16 protein-coding genes are annotated in these 19012 nt (G+C 45.1%); 13 read left to right on the top strand and 3 right to left on the bottom strand.

Translation table 11 applies throughout. The features are described 5' to 3' along the window. Positions 1-30: 30 nt before the first annotated feature. Positions 31-1248: an MFS transporter gene (locus tag K0625_RS06455; protein ID WP_220108922.1), complete on the bottom strand. Its 1218-nt coding sequence runs from the start codon at positions 1246-1248 to the stop codon at positions 31-33. Between the two features lie 83 nt (positions 1249-1331). Here K0625_RS06455 and K0625_RS06450 point away from each other — a divergent pair, with 83 nt between their 5' ends. The 6 genes from K0625_RS06450 to K0625_RS06425 all read left to right on the top strand — a co-directional run bounded on the left by K0625_RS06450 (position 1332) and on the right by K0625_RS06425 (position 10623). After that, on the top strand, positions 1332-4094 hold the full coding sequence (locus K0625_RS06450; RefSeq protein ID WP_220108921.1) for a GNAT family N-acetyltransferase: 2763 nt from the start codon (positions 1332-1334) through the stop codon (positions 4092-4094). Beyond that, positions 4091-5428: a lysine N(6)-hydroxylase/L-ornithine N(5)-oxygenase family protein gene (locus K0625_RS06445; RefSeq protein WP_220108920.1), complete on the top strand. Its 1338-nt coding sequence runs from the start codon at positions 4091-4093 to the stop codon at positions 5426-5428. Before K0625_RS06450 ends, K0625_RS06445 begins: the two co-directional genes overlap by 4 nt. Continuing rightward, entirely contained in the window at positions 5428-7689 is a 2262-nt protein-coding gene (locus K0625_RS06440; RefSeq protein WP_220108919.1) for a TonB-dependent receptor, read from the top strand. Before K0625_RS06445 ends, K0625_RS06440 begins: the two co-directional genes overlap by 1 nt. 141 nt (positions 7690-7830) lie before the next feature. Further along, positions 7831-8751, top strand: a complete 921-nt coding sequence (locus K0625_RS06435) for a dTDP-4-dehydrorhamnose reductase family protein (protein WP_220108918.1) — start codon at positions 7831-7833, stop codon at positions 8749-8751. Between the two features lie 40 nt (positions 8752-8791). After that, positions 8792-10060: a sensor histidine kinase gene (locus K0625_RS06430; protein WP_220108917.1), complete on the top strand. Its 1269-nt coding sequence runs from the start codon at positions 8792-8794 to the stop codon at positions 10058-10060. Continuing rightward, positions 10060-10623 (top strand): response regulator transcription factor, encoded by a 564-nt coding sequence (locus K0625_RS06425; protein ID WP_220108984.1) that lies wholly within the window; start codon positions 10060-10062, stop codon positions 10621-10623. Before K0625_RS06430 ends, K0625_RS06425 begins: the two co-directional genes overlap by 1 nt. Before the next feature lie 121 nt (positions 10624-10744). On the opposite strand, the gene K0625_RS06420 is transcribed toward K0625_RS06425, so the two are convergent. Together K0625_RS06420 and K0625_RS06415 are read right to left on the bottom strand one after the other, a co-directional pair. Beyond that, positions 10745-12820, bottom strand: coding sequence for a TonB-dependent receptor (locus tag K0625_RS06420; protein ID WP_232846948.1), 2076 nt, complete (start codon positions 12818-12820; stop codon positions 10745-10747). A 140-nt stretch (positions 12821-12960) separates the two neighbouring features. Further along, positions 12961-13875, bottom strand: coding sequence for a LysR family transcriptional regulator (locus tag K0625_RS06415; protein ID WP_220108916.1), 915 nt, complete (start codon positions 13873-13875; stop codon positions 12961-12963). A 99-nt stretch (positions 13876-13974) separates the two neighbouring features. On the opposite strand from K0625_RS06415, the gene K0625_RS06410 reads away from it, so the two are divergent. From K0625_RS06410 to K0625_RS06380, 7 genes are all read left to right on the top strand, one after another. Next, entirely contained in the window at positions 13975-14379 is a 405-nt protein-coding gene (locus K0625_RS06410; RefSeq protein ID WP_220108915.1) for a VOC family protein, read from the top strand. Then, complete coding sequence (locus K0625_RS06405; RefSeq protein WP_220108914.1) at positions 14376-15467, top strand: alkene reductase; 1092 nt, start codon at positions 14376-14378, stop codon at positions 15465-15467. Before K0625_RS06410 ends, K0625_RS06405 begins: the two co-directional genes overlap by 4 nt. Before the next feature lie 13 nt (positions 15468-15480). Continuing rightward, positions 15481-15672: a hypothetical protein gene (locus tag K0625_RS06400; protein WP_220108913.1), complete on the top strand. Its 192-nt coding sequence runs from the start codon at positions 15481-15483 to the stop codon at positions 15670-15672. Further along, entirely contained in the window at positions 15669-15812 is a 144-nt protein-coding gene (locus K0625_RS06395) for a hypothetical protein (RefSeq protein ID WP_220108912.1), read from the top strand. Before K0625_RS06400 ends, K0625_RS06395 begins: the two co-directional genes overlap by 4 nt. Beyond that, a complete protein-coding gene (locus K0625_RS06390) occupies positions 15809-16702 on the top strand; it encodes an NAD-dependent epimerase/dehydratase family protein (RefSeq protein WP_220108911.1) in 894 nt (297 codons plus the stop codon). Before K0625_RS06395 ends, K0625_RS06390 begins: the two co-directional genes overlap by 4 nt. Positions 16703-17368: 666 nt before the next feature. Next, a complete protein-coding gene (locus tag K0625_RS06385) occupies positions 17369-17668 on the top strand; it encodes a hypothetical protein (RefSeq protein ID WP_220108910.1) in 300 nt (99 codons plus the stop codon). A 616-nt stretch (positions 17669-18284) separates the two neighbouring features. Continuing rightward, positions 18285-18461 (top strand): hypothetical protein, encoded by a 177-nt coding sequence (locus tag K0625_RS06380; RefSeq protein WP_220108909.1) that lies wholly within the window; start codon positions 18285-18287, stop codon positions 18459-18461. Positions 18462-19012 lie beyond the last annotated feature (551 nt).

Here is a 19012-nt window from a genome sequence, read left to right as displayed (position 1 = left end):
AGCTATCTAGAGGAGAAATATTGCCAAAATTTAATCTTTCACTGCCTCTTCAGTTCCTATGTTGAATTTCCAGAGCATCAGCGAAGCCAGCTGCGCCAACCCCAATAGAGTTAAAAGCTGTAAGTTGGTATCGATATCTGAGTTGGTCAGCCAGAGCAGTCCTGCACCCATGCCATAGCCGAGGGTTTGATACTTAGAGACTAGGCCTGTCGCAATCGCTTTTCTTCCTCTCCCAGCTTGATCGCACAATAAGCTAGTGACCTGCAGTTGTAAGATAGCGAATGCGCCACTAAGTAGTGGTACACAGATGAACAAAATATGGGGAATTGGCAGCTGCATTAATAGCAGTGAAAGCAGCAACATCATATTGGCAAGCAGCATCATCTTAAAAGGAGCTAGATGCGTTAATCTGGAGGTAATTCCGTAACATAACAGCATAGTCATGGCGGCTAACGTCATCAATAAACTGAGATATTGGCTGGCTTGTTGGCTAGTGTAATGCAACCACTCTAGCGCCATAGGTGTCAGTAGAAAAGTGACACAGCTATAGCAGATACAGATTAAGGTGATACTGATAAGTAGGCTGTGGACGGGTTTGCCATCTATTCGATCTTGAGTGATTTTGGGTTTATCCACATGATGAGCTGTTAGGGTCTCTTGTGAGCGACTGAATTTAAATATGCAAATTAAGCAAATCAGTGGTGCCAAACTAAGAAAGAGTAACGGTGCTTGCCAGCCAATCCAGATCAGAGCCATTGCAAGCAGAGGGGCGATGAGTCGACCAAAAGCCATTGTTGCCGAGAGTTCTGCGAGTTTTTTCATTGTATGTTCAGCATGATTTAACTCGCTTAACCAGGCCTGACAACTTGGCACTATAGCCGAAGCTGTCATGCCGTAGATCACCCGAGAGATGATAAGGCAGCTTATCAGCCACACCAAAGGCCACTGCAATGAAACACTCCCCCACAGGGCTACTAGCATTAAGCTGAAACTGATGCTGAAGCCTAAAATCCCACTTAGTAACACCTTAGGGTATCCGTAACGCAGTGAACACTTAGCCCACATGGGAGCACTAAATAGAAATAGTGCTGAACCTAAGCTCATTAACATGGCAAGAGAGGCAAGCGAAAGTGTTGTTTTCTCAATAAATATTGGAGTGAAGACAAGCAGAATACTATGACTTAAACCTAACAACGGCGCCGATATAAACAGCGGCCAAGGGCGCATTTTCATCACTAACTTTCGCAAATGTAAACCTTGTTGACATGCTAATGGTAATAATTATCATTTGCAACTCAATATTATCTAAATTAGATGCAGGTGTAATAGGGATGTTAGTCAATGAGCAGAGTGAGCGTGTCGATCTGGCGGCTCAATGTTTTTTTAATGGGCTACTAAAAGAGTTTCATGGCTGGAAAGTGGATGAGCAACAGCAGTTTGTCTCTATCGACTTGCCTGATAGTGGTGTTGAGTTACAGCTCTCATATGAACATCTTTCCAGTTGCGGCCCCCACAAGTTTATCTTCCCTATTCGTTATTTAGATGGAAAAAGCAGAGGTTCGCTGAGCTTTGAGCGTGCGCTATCTTTAATCATCAATGAGTCGGAGATTGTCGGTGAACTGTCAGATAGTGCAAGAGATCTGTTTAAAGATCGTGTGATCCAGAGTGCGGCAAATACCGCTAATGGGGTCACAGAAAGGTTTGATGATCTTCCACATCTCTATAATCAAAAACTGAACTTTATTGAAGCTGAGCAGGCACTGCTGGTGGGACACAGTATGCATCCAGCCCCTAAGAGTCGTAGCGAGTTTAGTGGTGCCGACATTCGTTATGCTCCCGAGAGCGGTGAGAGTTTTGGCCTTCACTGGTTTGCCGTCCACAAAACTGCTTGGCAGGGCGAGATATATGGTGGAGAGATTGACGCTGCGATCGCCTCAATTATTGAAGATCTTAAGTTAGACCTCAAGTTAGATCTTAGGCTTATTCCCTCTGATTATCAGCTACTTCCCATGCACCCTTGGCAAGTCAAAGTGCTTAAAGAGCGCGATGATATTGCGCATCTATTTGCGTCCGATCTCATTTTAGATCTGGGAGTTCATGGGGATGGTTGGCGAGCCACCACATCTTTGCGAGCCATCTATCATCCAGATTGTCGTTTTATGCTCAAATATTCATTGAGTGTGAAGTTGACTAACTCAGTGCGCCACCTTTCGGTAAAGGAGGTGCGCCGCGGCATGTTGCTGGAAAAGATCTTAGATGCCGATAAAGGACTTGAGCTACAGCAGCGCTACCCAAACATGACCATAATGCGTGAGCCTGGATTTGTTGCACTGCAAAACGGTGAGGGAGAGGCGATTGAGGAGAGCCTGTTTGCCTTTAGGGTGAACAGTTTTTGGAAGCAGCCAGAGCGTGAGTCTTTAGTGCTAGCGAGTTTGACTCAAGCCGACCCTATGGGTGGGAATAGTGCGTTGGCCAACATGGTGTTGAATCGTGCCAATGAGCGAAAAGAGTCTACCTCAATCGCGTCGCAGCAGTGGTTTCAAGGGTATTTGGAGCAAGTGTTAGAGCCCTTAGTGACTGCGCGAAGTGACTATGGTGTGATATTTCTGGCCCATCAGCAAAATATCGTAGTGGATATTCAGGACAGGCTTCCTGTTGGTCTCTTCTATCGAGATTGTCAGGGAACAGGCTTTACTTGTGCGGCTCAAGCGTGTTTCCCCGAGCAGTTACGCGAGGTTGAACCTGAAAACTTTATGTCCCGTGAGATCGTAGATCCTTTTATCAGTTACTACCTGATATTTAATAGCAGCTTCAGCGTGATCAGTGCCCTAGCATCGGCTGGATTAGTGGATGAATCAGTACTGCTGAACCAGTTAAGACTGTTTATGGGACATCTAAAGCAGAAAGGTTACAAGGATTCTGGCTTTGTTGATTATCTTCTAAGCTCTGAAACTTTGATATTTAAAGGTAATTTCTTTGTCTACCTGAGTAATATTAATGAAAACAGCATAGAAGATCCCAGCGAGATCTACCAGACGATCCCCAACCCTCTCTATGTTAAATCTGACACCAAGGCTTTGATTAAGCGGCTTCCCGATAATAGCCTGATCGGTTTTAGCCAGAGCAATGCTATCAACATAGAGACACCTGAAACCTCATGTGAAGTCAGTTTGACTGAGCTCGATGGCTTAAGAGTTGTGCAGCCGAGCGAACTAAGCGCTAACTTCTTGCGACTCTCCTACCTGCAGATGTTGTCGCTGATCGAACATGTGATGTTTGCCAAAGAGGTTAAAGGGGTCAGTATCTCGCTATCTCATTGGGAGCTGCTATGTTTTGTTAAGCCTCCAGAATGGATCTGTGTCGATGATAACGCGCTGTTTATTGGTGTTTCTCAGTTTGAGCAGAATCCAGATCTCTGGCTGTTATCTCCGCTATCACCCAATTTAGCTTCACCTGAGTGCTTCATTAAAAATGATGAGGTTACACACCCCTTAAGACCTAACCATCCACAAGGTGTTTTCTTCCGTCGTTTCAGCTACGAGCTGGGTCTGGAGTTTAGCCTGCGACTTATCGATCCACAGGCGGATCTCGAGCTACTCCATCAATGGATGAACCAGCCGCGAGTGGCTGAGTTTTGGGAGCTTGATAAGCCTAAAGAGGAGCTGCTTGAGTACCTGCAAACTACCCTCGCACTTAAGCACCAGTTTCCTGTGATCGGTATGTTCAATGGTAATGCCTTTGGTTATTTCGAATATTACTGGGCAAAAGAGGACAGACTAGGGCCTTACTACGAAGCCGATGATTACGATCGCGGTGTTCATCTCTTGATCGGCAATGAAAATTACCTTGGTACCCAATACTGGAAAGTATGGGGTAACTACTTTATTCAATATGTTTTTCTCGCTGATAGTCGTACAAAGCACCTTGTTGGCGAACCTAGGATTGATAACAAGAATATTATCAAGCTATGGCAACACTTTGCCTTAGAGAAGGTGAAAGAGTTTCATTTTCCCCATAAGCATGCAGCCTTAGTTATGGGGATGCGAGAGCGCTTTTTTGAAAAAATGTTACGTCATTATAGGGGGAAAAAATGATGAATAAGGATATGAAGCACTTTGATCTTTTTGGTATAGGTATTGGGCCTTTTAATTTAAGTATTGCCGCGCTGTCTCAAGGCATTAATGGATTAAATACAGCTTTTGCCGATGCCCATAAGTCGATGACTTGGCACCCTGGCTTGCTGCTCAATGAAGCGAGAATGCAGACCAGCCCATTGAAGGATATGGTGACGGCTGTTGAGCCGACAAATCCACTCTCCTTTCTCTCTTACTTAGTGAATAAACGCAAAATCTACGCTTATATGGCGGCCCAGATGGACACCATCAGCCGGATAGAGTTTGCCGATTATTTAGCTTGGGTAGCCAGTAGAGTTGATAACCTAATCTTCGATAACCCTGTGGATGCAGTGGAGTTTTCCGGTGATAAATTCCTAATCCATAGCAAGCAGGGGATCTTTACCAGCCAGCATATCTGCCTAGGAACCGGCAAGGTTGCTCACCTGCCAGCATGTGTTAAGCCCTACATGGGTCCTAAATGTCTGCATGCGAGTCGCCTAGCGCTAAAAGATCGCAGTTATCAAGGGAAGACCGTGGCTGTAGTCGGTGGTGGTCAAACTGGCGCCGATGTTTTTCTAAACCTATTGCAGCGTCAGTGGGGGGAACCAACACGGGTTATCTGGATCTCGAGACGACCTAATTTTCAAGCCTTGGATGAGGGGGTCTTTACCGATCAGTACTTTACTCCTGGTTATGGCGAGATCTTCTATGGGCTGAGTGAGCAAGTTAAAAGCCAAGAGGTGAAGCATCAGAAGCTGTCGAGCGATGGCATTACCAGTGCTTCTTTGAATGAGATCTATCAGCACCTCTATCAGGAGCGGTTTATCAAGGGAGATAAGTCGGGAGATAAATGGAATCTGCGTCCCCACAGAACCTTAACAAAGATGCGTGAGCAAGGTGACAAATTTGAGCTGACCTTAATAAACGGGATCACAAACTGTGATGAGTTACTCGAGGTGGATGAGCTGATCCTCTGTACTGGTTTTGAGTCACAGATCCCAAGTTATCTGGCACCGATTAAGCAGAAACTAGATATCGACCGCTATGGTCAATTTAATCTAAATCGCGAGTTTTCTGTTGCCTGGGATGGGCCACAAACCAATAAGGTCTATGCGGTTAATGCGGGTATTCATAGCCATGGCATTTTAGAGCCTCAGCTTAGTCTAGCCGCTTGGCGTAGCGCCATCATCATCAATGACATGCTTGGGCATGACCATTTTGACCTTTCATTAGAGGAGTCAATTATAGATTGGGGTCAGCAGCCTCCAGTTTTAAACAAAGAAAGTACTATTAAACATCAGGGAATAAAATAGTGTCTAAGTTCAAGTTAGCTCCAATATCGACCGCCATTTTGCTTTCCACTCTGGGGGGATCTGCATGGGCTGAGAGTGACCAACTTAACGTCGATAATCAGGAGATGGAGGTGATTAATGTCACCGCCAAACCTTTCGATACTCCAATATCATCACTGCCGGGAACGGTTCAGATCATCGATCAGGAGGCGATTGCTGCACAGATCAGTGTAAGTGCCGATCTGTCTGGATTGCTAGCAAACCTAGTGCCGAGCTACGGCCCTGAAACTCAGATGATGTCCAGTACATATCAGGGGTTTCGTGGCCGAAAAGCGATAGTGATGATCGACGGGGTTATTGTGTCTAATACGCTACGTGATACCAGTCGAGTGCTCTCATCTATCTCGGTGGAGAATATAGAACGTATCGAGGTGATTCAGGGGGCGAGTGCCGTTTATGGAAATGGCGAATCTGCAGGTGTGATTAATCTTATCACCTATCAGGCAAGTGAAGAGGGGATCGCATTTTGGAGCCAAGCCAAAATAGATGGCTCTATCCATGACTCTGACTCAATCGGTTATCAGCTAAGCCAGCGAGTCTCTGGTACTCAAGGCCAGTTTAACTATCTGGCTCAGCTTAACTGGCGGGATTCAGGCACTCTGTTTGATGGGGAAGGGACTCAAATCCCATCAGATCCCGCGGGACGTGGTGGGCAGGGGGAGCTTGAAGACCTCGACGCCTTAGTTAAACTGGGTTATCAGTTTGATGATGACTCAAGCATGGCGCTCAACCTGCATACTAGAAAGCTTGAGAATCAGTTGAGCTTTGCACGTAAAACAGTGTTTGATGAAACCGTTGTAGTTGATACCTCTAAGCCCTTTACTGGTGAAGCACCTTACAGCGAAAACAAGTATCTGCAGTTTACTTACCATGCCCCCTCATTAGGTGGGCATCAGGTGAATATCGAAGTGAGCGCCAGTGAAAGTGAAAATACTCAAGCAAACAAGGTGCTGACTCAGTCTAAAAAGCAGGCTGCACGTATCGCAGCCCAGCCCCTTAGATTACCTAGGGAGCAAGACAGACTCACCTATGGTATCGATTATCAAGTGGATAAAACCAAACAGATCAGCGCCAAAGGGATCTGCGAGATCTGCAATGTTGAGCAGACCAATATCGCCCCTTTTGCCGAGTATGAGTTTAACCAAGATGATTTTATGCTGCAGTTTGGCGTCCGTTATGAGAATTTTGACCTAGATGTGCCAGATTACCTGGCTACAGGCAGGTATGGTTCTACACCATTTAGTGGTAAAACCATCGAGGGCGGCAGCCTAAATTACAGTAAGCCAGTATTTAATTTGGGTGGGGTTTATCGATTTGAAACCACAGAAGTTTATGCCTCATTTTCACAAGGATATGGACTCGGCGATCTGCGTCGACTTCGCTCTATCGATGTGCCTGAGGTTGAGCAATATGATGACAAGATGAAACCAACCGAAGCCAATAATTTCGACTTGGGATACCGGGGACAGTTCGATAGTTTCAGTTTCGATATCGGCCTTTTCTATACTCAATCTGAACGTGCCCAGAGCTATGTCGATATATTGGATCAGGTGATCTACGGCACTTTAGCCACGATAGACTCTCGATTGGTTTATGATCAATCTAAAACATTAAATCCAGATGCTATTGATGCCGTGGTGAGCCGCGATGAGAAGACCTACGGGCTTGAGCTTATCTCATCCTATGCGATTAATGACACCTTTACCTTTGGCGGAAACTTGAGTTATACCCAAGGTGAGTACCGTCACCCGACAAAGGGGTGGGTGGAGATGAACAACGCTCGCATAAGTCCGATGAAAGCAAATATCTTTCTCGACATGAACCTGAATGATGAGTTTGGTGGTCTGTTACAGGTCAACTATGTAGGTTCACGAGATGAAGGTACAGAGATAGACCTGCCACTGCCGCAAAACGGTATGTGGGGAACCTTTAATGGCTATAGCTATTACAACGCTCCTACCGAGAGTTATACCACAGTGGATCTCAGTCTCTTCTATCAGAGTCATTTTGGTCGATTTACTTTAGGGATCAAGAACCTGTTTGATAAGGTTTATCGTCCAGCCTATGCCCAGATGGGGAGTGGCAGTGTATATGGTGGTATCGACTTGCCAAGCGATCCGACTCTAGATCAGCTCGAAGGCTTAGTGCGTGACTATGCGTTTAAAGACAGTTACAACGCTCAAGGAACGACCTTCACCTTAGGTTATCAAGTCTATTATTAATAGACATTAATATAGCTAAGAGATAGCAGCAGAATCGAATGCGGTCCTGCTGCTTTTATTTGTCTAAATTTAGGGTTATTTATGGTGGAAAAAATCATTAGACTAGAGGCTATACCAATCAGTCAATAAACTGGAGTTGATGTGGCAAGAGTTATGGTAACAGGGGCGACGGGCCTCTTAGGTAGAGCGGTGGTTAAGCAGCTTAAGCAAACAGATGAGCATCTACTTATCGCCACGGGATTTAGCCGCGCCGAAACTGGTATATACAAGTTAGACCTGACCGATGAAGAGGCTATCAGTCAGTTTATCGGAGTCCATCAACCAGATGTAATTATTCACTGCGCAGCAGAGCGTAGACCGGATATCTCTGAACAATCTCCCGAAGCTGCACTGGCGCTTAATCTAGGTGCGACAGGTGCTTTAGCAAAAGCGGCTAAGCAGCAGGGAGCTTGGCTTATCTATATCTCCACTGATTATGTGTTCGATGGGACAGAGCCTAGCTATTGTGAGGCTGATAAGCCAAATCCAGTTAACTTTTATGGTGAGTCAAAGTTACAGGGCGAGCAGGCTTTATTAGCAACTACCAGTGATTTTGCCGTGTTGAGGTTACCTATCCTCTATGGTGAGGTTGAGAAAATTGAGGAGTCTGCTGTGTTAGTACTATTAAATCAGCTGCTCGATAACTCGCCACAAGATGTGGATCATTGGGCGGTTCGCAGCCCCACTTCAACTCAAGATATTGCTCTGGCCATTGAGCAGATGATCAGCCTTCACCTGAAGGGAGAGGATCTGAATGGGATCTATCATTTCAGCGCTAAACAGACCATGAGCAAATATCAGATGCTGCTTGTGTTAACCGAGCTGTTTGAGCTTAATGGCGAGCACCTTTCGCCGATATCATCCCCTATGGACACGGCTAAAAGACCCCATGATTGTACTTTGAACTGCCAACGTCTAGCAGACTTAGGGATCGCCTCTCAAATCGCCTTTAAAGAGGGGGTAAAAGAGAGCCTAGTGAGCTCACAAAATGCATTGTCCTTAATAGGATTAACCTTGAAATAATTGTTATATTTATGCCCTTAAAAATGAGTCGGCAATATTTATGTTAAAAGGCGTTTCTCCACAACTATTTGCAAACTTAAGTGCGTCTGATCAACTCGCTTCCCTGCGGATTTTAGGTCTCGTACTTAAGTTAGTGCTGACCTTCATGGCGGCAGAAACCTTCGGTCTTTCACTGCACAGTCCCGCGTTAAATTATGCCCTCGTTTTGGAGGCAGTGTACCTTGCTGTCACCTTTGGAGTACGTAAGCCGCTGCAGCTAACCGATACGGGTCTGTTTATTGCACTTTTGCTCGATACCGCTTTTTGGATCACTTGGCTCTACTTCTCTGGTGGTGCCACCAATGCATTTATCTCGCTATTGTTACTACCCATTGCCATTGCCGCGGTGATCTTGCCCCGCTGGGCACCGTGGATATTAACGCTTATCTCAACCTTGGCATACAGTCTGATGCTATACACAGTGCCGTCTGAGCAGATGCAGCATCACGGTATGGATATGGGTTCCCACTATTTAGGAATGTGGCTTAACTTTGTGATCTCATCTTTAGTGTTAACCACAAGTGTGGCCTTTATCGCTAATAGGATGCGTAAGCAAGATGCTGAACTTGCTTATATGCGTGAGGCTCAACTCAGACAGGAGAAGCTGCTTGCCTTAGGTACGGCTTCGGCGCAGATGGCACATCAACTAGCGACCCCTCTTTCAAGTTTGAGGTTGCTCGTTGAGGAGGTCGCCGAGGAGTCCGATGCTAATATACCTGCGATAAAGGAGATGAATAGCGCGTTGAGCCGCTGTGAGAAAACCTTGGCAGATTTGAGGCTGGCCACTGAGTCGATTCGCGAGCAGAAGCAGTTTAAGATCACGGCAGGTGAGCTTATTAATCAACTTGAGCAGCAGGTGACACTACTGATGCCACAGGTGTTACTGGAACTTGAGTCAGACTCCCAAGCTCATGTTATCCAAGTGCAAAGTGATACTAGCTTGCTGCCTGCGGTTTTGTCCTTAATTGAGAATGCGGCGCGGGCCAGTGATGAGCAAACTGCGAGTCAGAGGGTCAAGATCACGCTGGATATTGATAGTGATCAGGCCAGCATTAGATTAAGGGTTAGGGATTATGGCAGTGGTATTCCACAGGGGGTTATCTCTCAGCTGGGTCATAAATTCGTTGAGAGTCCAACAGGGATGGGCGTTGCCTTAATGCTCAGTCATGCCAGTTTTGAGCGTTTAGGCGGGAGGCTAATTTTAGGTGCTCACCTAGAGGGGGGCGCTGTGGCTGAGGTGAGTTTACCAATTGCGGAGTCAGTGAGATGATGGATTATAAATTGTTGATTATAGAGGATGACCTCGCATTAGCCGGTGTGCTGGAGCGGCGCATGTCGCGTCATGGTTTCAGCTGCCTTCAAGCCCACGATGCCAGTAAAGCTCTGCTAGATGCTAGGCAATTTAAACCGACCCATATTCTGTTGGATATGAAGTTAGCCCAAGATAATGGCTTGAATCTTATCTCGCCTTTGCGCCGCAGCCTACCGGATGTGGTGATGGTGCTATTGACTGGTTACGCTAGTATTGCCACGGCAGTAGAAGCGATTAGACTCGGCGCCGATAACTATTTAGCTAAGCCTGTGGATACGGCAACCTTGTTGAGCGCGTTAACCGATGCTCAGATAAAGGGCGGAGCTGTGGAGATCAATGAACCCGATGAGCAGCCATTGACCCCTAAAAGGCTGGAGTGGGAGCATATTCAGCAGGTACTAAATATGAATAAAGGCAATGTCTCTGAGACTGCGCGCCAGCTTGGGATGCACAGGCGTACCCTGCAGCGAAAGTTACTCAAAAAACCTACCTTAGATAATCGTCACTCTGAAATATCTTGATGCTGATTGGTAGCGCAGAACATAAAAAATCCCCGAGCTTTCTCGGCAGAGGAGAGGGCTCGGGGTGGGTAAACGCAGTGGATAATCCCTAAATAAAACCTTACACCTAAAAGCTAGAGTGTTAGAACCTATACTCTCCAGTTACCCAAGCATTCATCCCCATGCCTGGCATACGATCCCCAGGCGCAATATCGCCGCCCATGGCTCGGTTATAGCCAGCAAGATGGTCCTCGTAGTCGGTATCAAATAGGTTATTTACTCCCGCTTTCACCATCCAATTGTCGGCATCGTAGGCAAGTGAGATGTTCATTAAGGCATACCCAGCTGTGGCTTGCTCAAACTGAGTCTGAGATACCTTGTCTTGAGCCGAGACTGCAACACCTTCGATACGTCCTTGCCAGTTTCCCTTTTGATAGCTCAGACCTAAGTTAACTTTAGGAGGGGCTATGCGATAAAGATTATCTTCGATATCTCGTCGCTCACCACTGATATAGCTGGCATTCATATCTAACTTCCAGTTGTCTGCGAGTTGGTAGATCGCGGTAACATCCATACCTAACAACTGGGCATCGACATTAGCAAACTGCATAGGATTACTATCTCCCATCATCTGCGCCGCCATGATCACAGCTGGATCGGTGGCATTTACACCTTGAATGTAGTCGTTGATACGATGCAGGAAGACACGGGGACTGATAGAGAGTCTGTCATTCGCAAAGTCAGCACCAAGCTCTAACTGATAGGCGGTCTCAAGGTCGAGATCTATCTGGCCAACATAGGTTCTGCCATCGGCCAGTCCTCCTGTCGATTGCATCGGCACCCATAAATATCTCTGTTGATAGCTTGCACTGGCCTGCTTTCGAGCTAAGCCTAAGATCCAGCTTAACTCATCGTTGACCTGATAGCGGCCGTTAATCACAAGATCTACGCCTGTTTGAGATTGAGCGCGCTCTGCGTTGTTGTATCTGTCCATCAACATCTTGATTGCTGGCATGCTAGCCGACATGGAGTGACTCACCTCGTCCGCATCGGTTTGATAGTGTTTAATGCGTGCTCCCAGTTGCCAGTTCCAGTGATTGATATCTTGTTGCCACTGCGCAAATGCACTGTAGATATTATCTTGCACACCATTAAAGTTATCGACGTTAAACATAGGGTTTGTTGGATCCGATATCACAGAGTTATGTTCGCTAAGCTGAGTGTCTACACCCAATAACCAAGCCCCCTTGCCAATGGATATTTCACCATCGAACCCTGTGCTATCGGCACTGTTATATCTCGCATTCATGGTTGGCATCTTCATACGTTCACTGAAGTTATCCATGCCGTGCTTGGCATCGCTATAAGCTAAATGCCAGTTTAGATCCCAATCTTGAATATCGTGTTGGCCCTCGACTTTGATCCGATCGCTGCGAATAAAGTCGATATCCATTGGCAGGGCAGGTGTGCCTGCATCTTTGGTTTCTAAGTGCTGAAAACTGATTGCAACAGATTCATCCGCTCCATTAGGCTCACTTAAGTTAAGACGGTATTGACCGCCCACCATACTCTTATCATAAGTTGTTGGACTCACCTCTTTATCTGCGCCTGTGGTGATATTCTCCTGCCCTTTTAAGATATCGGCATAGACAAGCAAGGCATGATCTTGCCCGCCCAGATTAGCCTTGGCGCCGAGGTGGCTACGCTGTCCATTGTCTTGATATTGACCAGCTATTTTACCACTGGTTTCGTCGAAATTGGCTTGAGACTCAATCACCTTGATACTGCCACCTAAGGTGTCTGTACCTGAGGAGACAGGCGCGATACCTCGGGTTATCTCGAGGCGTTCTGAATTGACTAAGCTGGCGTAACTGAGTGGCGTATCCATGGCGTTGGGTCCAGCTCCTGCCAAGGAGACACCATTGACCTGAGTATTGACCCTGTCACCAAATAGGCCACGATATTGCGCTATGCCAGTAAGGGGGCCGTTGCCATTGACCGACGCCCCGGGAAGTTTGTTCAAAAAACCGCTTATATCACTCTGAGGTGAGCTGGACTCAGTATTGACCGCGCTATAACTGCCCTCATGGTGACCTGTGACTTCGATAACCTCAAAGCCTGTATCATCTGCAAGGGCGGATGAGGCGGGCAGAAGTGCCGAGAGTATGGAAAACGAGAGTAGCGAAAGTGGAGAGATGGGTAAGGGTAACTTCATCATAATTTTTGGAATTTTGTTATTTTATCTATGCTGTCGATGGTGACAGTCAAGGGCTAAAGTAACAAAGGCTAATCTACAAACTGCGACAAGGTGTCGCAGTTTGTCATTGTTTCATTGAACCATTTTTATACCCAAACGACTTACTTTTCGAGTGGGTAGAGCTGCTGAAACTCTTGGATCTTATCGGTGAGAAGATCCATGATGCAGCGTACTTTAAATTTAGGATAATCAGTTTTCAGGTAGACCAGCTGCAGAGGAGTTTTACTGGCAAGCTGGTCTGCAAAAAGCAGCTTAAGTCTGCCCTGATGTATATCTGCTGCGACATCGAGCCAACTCTTATAGGCGATGCCCATGCCATCGAGTGCCCACTCTCTTATCACTGCGCCATCGTTGCACTGCCTAGCGCCACGCACGTTGATATCAAACTCCTCGCCTTTTTGGCTAAATCGCCACTTATGCCAAGGTTCGCCACCACGGTTGAGGATCAATATCTTATGTTGGCCTAGCTCATGGGGATGTTTAGGTGTGCCCTGTTTGGCTAGATACTCAGGTGATGCGACGGCGACTCTAGGGGTCATAGCCAGTTGCCGTCTCATTAAATTGGAATCCTCTAAGTGACCATACCTTAGTGCGAGATCGACATTTTGACCGATAAGATCTGTCATCTGATCGCCAAAATAGAGGGAGAGAGTTAACTGAGGATATTGCGCTGCAAACTCATCCAGCCATGGACGGATTAAACTTCTGCCAATATCTGATGGCAGAGCTATCCGTATCTCCCCTTTTAACTCTCCTCGATTATCCGCTAATGCATTACTTGCGCCTTCGAGTAGCGTCAAAGCTTGACGTCCACTTTCAATAAAAAGCCTTCCCTCTTCGGTAAGCTTCATGCTGCGAGTCGAGCGAGCAAAGAGCTGACAAGCCAGTTTCTGTTCCAACCTTTGCAGCGCTGCACTTGCCGCAGCAGGTGTCATGCCCAGTTCACGGCCTGCAGCCGAGATACTGGCAAGTTCAGCAATTCGGATCGCCAGTTGTAGATCGTTGAGATGATACATATCAAAAATTTTTTGAAAATGATTTTAATATTAGCCCAATTATCAAATTAGATTAACAAATTTACACTGGTTTCATCTTTTTAATCTGTGAGTTTGTTTATGGCGATGACATTTAACCATCTGAACCTACTAGCTTCAGCCGATAGCGATATATTTGCTCTTCTAGTGGATACCTTAGGGCTTGAAGTTGGGCAGCGTCCAGATTTTCCATTTAAAGGACACTGGCTATATCAAGGTGATAAAGCTCTAGTTCATATCATTGAGACCCAAGCTTACCAAGAGTGTCAGCTCGGACATCTTGCGTTTGAGCTGGATATGAACCTGCAGGAGTTAACCACTAAGTTACAACAAAGCGCTATTCAATACAGCGTTAAGCAGGTTCCTGACAGTGAGATAATTCAGGTGTTTGTGCGCGTCGGCAATATGGTTTTTGAACTGCAAACCTTAAATCAATCTAGAAAAAATCAATTTCCCGTTTTTACCCAACATAAGGAGCTAGTATGAGTCTTTTTACCCCCTATAAAACAGCAAAGTTGTCATTGAGTAACCGCATGGTAATGGCGCCAATGACGCGTTCGCGTACTACGCAGCCGGGAAATATCCCCAACGAGATGATGGCGCAATATTATGCTCAGCGTGCATCTACTGGGCTTATTATTACCGAGGCGACGCAGATCTCAGATGACAGCCAAGGCTATTCGTATACGCCTGGGGTGTATACGCCAGATCAGATTCTAGGGTGGCAAAAGGTAACCTCTGCAGTGCACCAATCTGGCGGGAAAATCTTTAATCAACTCTGGCATGTGGGACGAGTGTCGCACCCAGTATTTCAGCAGGGTCTAGCCCCCATTGCCCCTTCGGCGATAAAGCCCACAGATACACAAGTTTGGATTGTTGATGCAGAGCATCCCGATGGTCAAATGGTGGATTGCCCTGTGCCGAGAGAGATGACGCATCAGGATATCAAACGTGTGGTGAATGATTTTGCTGATGCTGCGGAAAATGCCATTGAAGCGGGCTTTGATGGTATCGAGATCCACGGTGGTAATGGTTACCTGATCGATCAATTTTTGCGTACCAACTCAAACCATAGGGTCGATAGTTATGGTGGGAGCCGTGAAAATCGAACTCGCTTTTTGATGGAGGTGGTCACTGAAGTGAGTCAAAGAGTCGGCGCCGATAAAGTGGGAGTCAGACTCGCACCATTTGTGACTTTTAAAGATATGGATTGTCCCGATATCGTCAATGCCATCTTGTTGGCCGCAGAGCAGTTATCACAACTCGGCATCGCTTATCTGCATCTATCAGAAGCGGATTGGGACGATGCGCCCCAGATCCCTGCTAACTTTAGAGTGAAACTAAGAGAGGTGTTTAAGGGCACCATAATAGTCGCTGGGCGCTATGACACCGCGCGAGCCTGCGAGATTATCGACAGTGGCTATGCGGATCTGGTTGCGTTTGGCCGCGCTTTTATCGCTAACCCAGATCTCCCTTTTCGTTTACAGACGGGTAAGCCCTTAGCCGATTTTGATAAGGGACCACTGTTTGGTGGCGGAGCCGCTGGTTATACCGATTATCCAAACTACAGCTAAGGGGGAGAAGTACATGAAAAAACAACTGACGACTATTCTACTTATTTTAAGCATTAGCTGGTTAGCCACTCTTTCAGGAGCTAGCGCCGCTGAATATGATGAGAGAGGAGGAAGCAGGGGAGATAATCATTCCCAGTTAATTTACTCAGATGGAAGTGGTGAGCATGCCAGAGTAACTTATGAGAGTTTAGTGCCACTTAGATGAGTGGCCTTCTATTTGTCGTTGGACTGGAGCTGTACTCGATTGCTGAACAATATATGGATTACATTATCGACTCTGAATGGTTTATGCTCCTGCACTATGGTCAAAATGCAATGACAACTTTAATGGGTAGCAAAGCGTGAAAGTATTAGTGACGGGGACGGCGGGTAGAGTGGGACGGGCTATCTATATTCACCTGATGAAAAGCCATGAGGTGGTAGGAGTCGATAAAACGCCATGTTCGACGGTGAATTATGTGGGAGATATTCGCGATTCAGCCCTGATGAATACTGCATTAAATGGGGTTGAGGCGATCATACATACGGCGGCCCTGCATGCGCCTCACGTAGGTTTATGCTCAGAAGGTGAGTTTGCCGAGATAAACATTAATGCCACCGAACAACTTGCCTTATTAGGACTACAAAGGGGCGTGAAACATTTTATCTTTACCAGTACCACGGCTCTCTATGGTTATGCCTCAACGCCTGAAGGAGTCGCAGGCTGGGTTGATGAAACTGTGCAGCCACAGCCTAAGAGCGTTTATCATAAGTCTAAAATGATGGCGGAAAGCATGCTTGAAAATATATCTAAGCAGTTTGCTTTGCCAATCACAGTGCTTCAGATGTCACGCTGCTTCCCTGAATCAGCCGACTTTATGTCGGTATACCGTCTAACTCGGGGGATCGATGTTCGCGATGTGGCACTTGCTCATGCTTGCGCGCTAGATAAGCGACTTCAAGGGTTTAGGCGTTATATTATTTCGGGTAAGACGCCCTTTGTAAGGGAAGATTGCGAACAGTTACCTCTTCATGCAGCAGGTCTTATTCAAACCCATATTCCAGAGCTTGCACAGGAGTTTGCCAACAGAGGCTGGCAGTTGCCCCAAGGATTAGATCGAGTCTACGATTCTTCGCTAGCACAGCGTGAGCTAGGCTGGCAGCCTAAGCATAGTTTTGAGAGTGTGTTGAGCATGTTAGATAGTGAGAGTTCAGAGGTTCTACCGGTTTTGGGTCAAGCTTCGAATGAAGCTTAATTACATTTTCTTATTTAGCTTATGGCTGGTTTGATATTTGGGTGTTGTGTTTGAAGGTTGTACCTTCATTGTTATCTATTGCCTCCAGCGGGGTATGTGCAGCTACTTCAGTGACACGACACGAGTATATCCCTATAGTCTCGGCCGTGACGTCCATGTCACGGACGGTCACTGCCGCATCGACACCTGATAATTTATCTCTTCGATTTGGATTACTTGGTTGGAATTTGAAACTGGTTTTTGTCCCTTTGTGTGTTACCTCAAATAATTTGTCCTATGTAGCACTGACCTCTTTGTAATACTTTTCTCATCAGTCGGAAAGGTATGGGTTCCATCTAGCGACAACCTCTAAGTTCATCAGTGTTTGCACTTATGTACAGTAGTATCGGTTTTGTGCGGTAAATCTCTAAATTTTGCGCAATCAGTTCACGGTTTGTTATTGAGTGGAAATAGAAATAGATGTAAATTCAGTAAGATGAAAGTGTGCGACTAAGTTTTGTCCGAGAGTGTATTGGATACAATTTAGCTATGCATGTCTCAATACGTTGTATTAATGAGGTATATAGTGTTGATGCCCGTGCACGCTTTCCCGAGAGAATTTGGCAAAACGCGCAAGCCGTATATACAAATGTTATGTGTCAGTGTTTATGTATCTAGGAGTCAATTTTGGAAATAGATGATTTTTTAAATACAAAAGAGTATGAGTCAAGGGTATTAAGTGGAAATTATTCTGATGACGATATTAAAGAATTACTTAAAAGTCTGGATGATGAAGTCAGTTTTGATGATTTAAAAGACATGATTGAAAGTTGTTTGAAAAACAAGCCAAAGTCTTTTGAGGATCTTCTTGCATGCATTAAAGAGAGAATAAAAAATAAAAATAAGCTAAAAGATGCAAATATCAATGATGTAAAAAAAGATCAAGAAAGACGAACAATCAAATCTAACAGTAAAAATAAACGTTAATTTTTAGCTTAGAAATCCAGTAGGCAATTTAACTGTAATACACATACAAGTTGCTCAAAAGGACTCGTAACAGTTGGCTTGGTTCCGCTTCGCTTCACATTTTAGCCAACAATTGCTCGCCTCTTAGCAAGGCGTTGAGGCTGTAGAATTATTCCCAAGCTGAAATGATGGATGAAATTTACGTTCGGAGAACGCGTAAAAGCAATTGTTTAGAAGTATACCGCCTTAGAATTCACGTAGCTCCGCGTTTTGGGGCTTAATTTTTATCATTTTTGAGCCTATTTTTTCTAGAAGAGAAGTTCTACAGGCTCGTTACCGTATATCCACTTTCCATACTTTCCCTAATAAGAGTCATCACTTTAAGAGCTTTAACTCCAACTAATAAATGTCCAAGTGCATCATAGAGTGATCAGGCCTAGACGATGTAGTCTAACTTTTATTCTGCAAAGTATGGGGGAACCGTTTATATCCAGATGTGTATTTAGCAAAAAGCTGATTTACCTGAATTGATAATGGCGTAAACTATGGCAATTAATATATTTCTTTCACGTAGAGATAAAGCTGTATGGTTCAAACTACTACTTCAAAATACACAATAAAAACAAGTGATTGACTTTTGCTGGCTGAAACTATTTTAGCTATAGTTTTTATGTATGTAGTAAGTCAAAATAAGCCTCTAAAAATTTTATTAATTGGCCCTAAAAATATGAAAGAATGTTTGTATCTAGTTAAAGATGCAAAAACAGAGGCTGGTGCGAGAGCTATGATTCAGTTCTGTAAAACAGGGCTTTAGGTCACTAATGTGTCAATTTTTATGGCTGGAAATGAACACTTTTTAGCGATTTTATAATGGGGAATAACTAATATGGATACCAAGAAAGAGTCGGTTTACAGTACTTATTGCGCAGAGTGCAACTACGGAAAGCACTATGATGAGTGCGAAGACGTCCCAGAATCTTGTCCTGTATGTGGAGAGCATAAAGAGTATTCCATTTTACACTTAAATGAAGTATAGCCCGTCGTTAGACAATCTATAGGTATGAATTTAATTTACCAATTTAAAAAGTTACACCAGGTGTCTCTTTGATGTTTTCAAAATTCGACATTCTTATCGTTATGTGAACTAGGTGATTTTGAGTTTTATATCTAACTCATGTTTGCCCCAAAAAAGTGTTAGATAAAATACTCATTCATACCGTATTAACGTGGTTTTGGATTAGTTTTATTAGGTATTAGTTAAACGCCACTTTTGGGGCTTTCACTCGCAAACACCGTCCTAATTTAACACTTTGAAACTAGTAATGTCATTAACAAAATAATAATGTCTATTTTGTTGTTTTTCTA

The organism is Shewanella nanhaiensis (assembly GCF_019457885.1).
GTDB classification, from domain to species: Bacteria; Pseudomonadota; Gammaproteobacteria; order Enterobacterales; family Shewanellaceae; genus Shewanella; species Shewanella nanhaiensis.
Note: the sequence above shows the minus strand (reverse complement) of the source record. Positions and strands in the feature narration are given on the sequence as shown.

Excerpts from the sequence above, each read along its gene's own strand:
- K0625_RS06450 (WP_220108921.1), top strand. The coding sequence starts at position 1,332 with ATGTTAGTCAATGAGCAGAGTGAGCGTGTCGATCTGGCGGCTCAATGT.
- K0625_RS06445 (WP_220108920.1), top strand. The coding sequence starts at position 4,091 with ATGATGAATAAGGATATGAAGCACTTTGATCTTTTTGGTATAGGTATT.
- K0625_RS06430 (WP_220108917.1), top strand. The coding sequence starts at position 8,792 with ATGTTAAAAGGCGTTTCTCCACAACTATTTGCAAACTTAAGTGCGTCT.
- K0625_RS06425 (WP_220108984.1), top strand. The coding sequence starts at position 10,060 with ATGGATTATAAATTGTTGATTATAGAGGATGACCTCGCATTAGCCGGT.
- K0625_RS06420 (WP_232846948.1), bottom strand. The coding sequence starts at position 12,820 with ATGATGAAGTTACCCTTACCCATCTCTCCACTTTCGCTACTCTCGTTT.
- K0625_RS06415 (WP_220108916.1), bottom strand. The coding sequence starts at position 13,875 with ATGTATCATCTCAACGATCTACAACTGGCGATCCGAATTGCTGAACTT.
- K0625_RS06410 (WP_220108915.1), top strand. The coding sequence starts at position 13,975 with ATGGCGATGACATTTAACCATCTGAACCTACTAGCTTCAGCCGATAGC.
- K0625_RS06405 (WP_220108914.1), top strand. The coding sequence starts at position 14,376 with ATGAGTCTTTTTACCCCCTATAAAACAGCAAAGTTGTCATTGAGTAAC.
- K0625_RS06400 (WP_220108913.1), top strand. The coding sequence starts at position 15,481 with ATGAAAAAACAACTGACGACTATTCTACTTATTTTAAGCATTAGCTGG.
- K0625_RS06395 (WP_220108912.1), top strand. The coding sequence starts at position 15,669 with ATGAGTGGCCTTCTATTTGTCGTTGGACTGGAGCTGTACTCGATTGCT.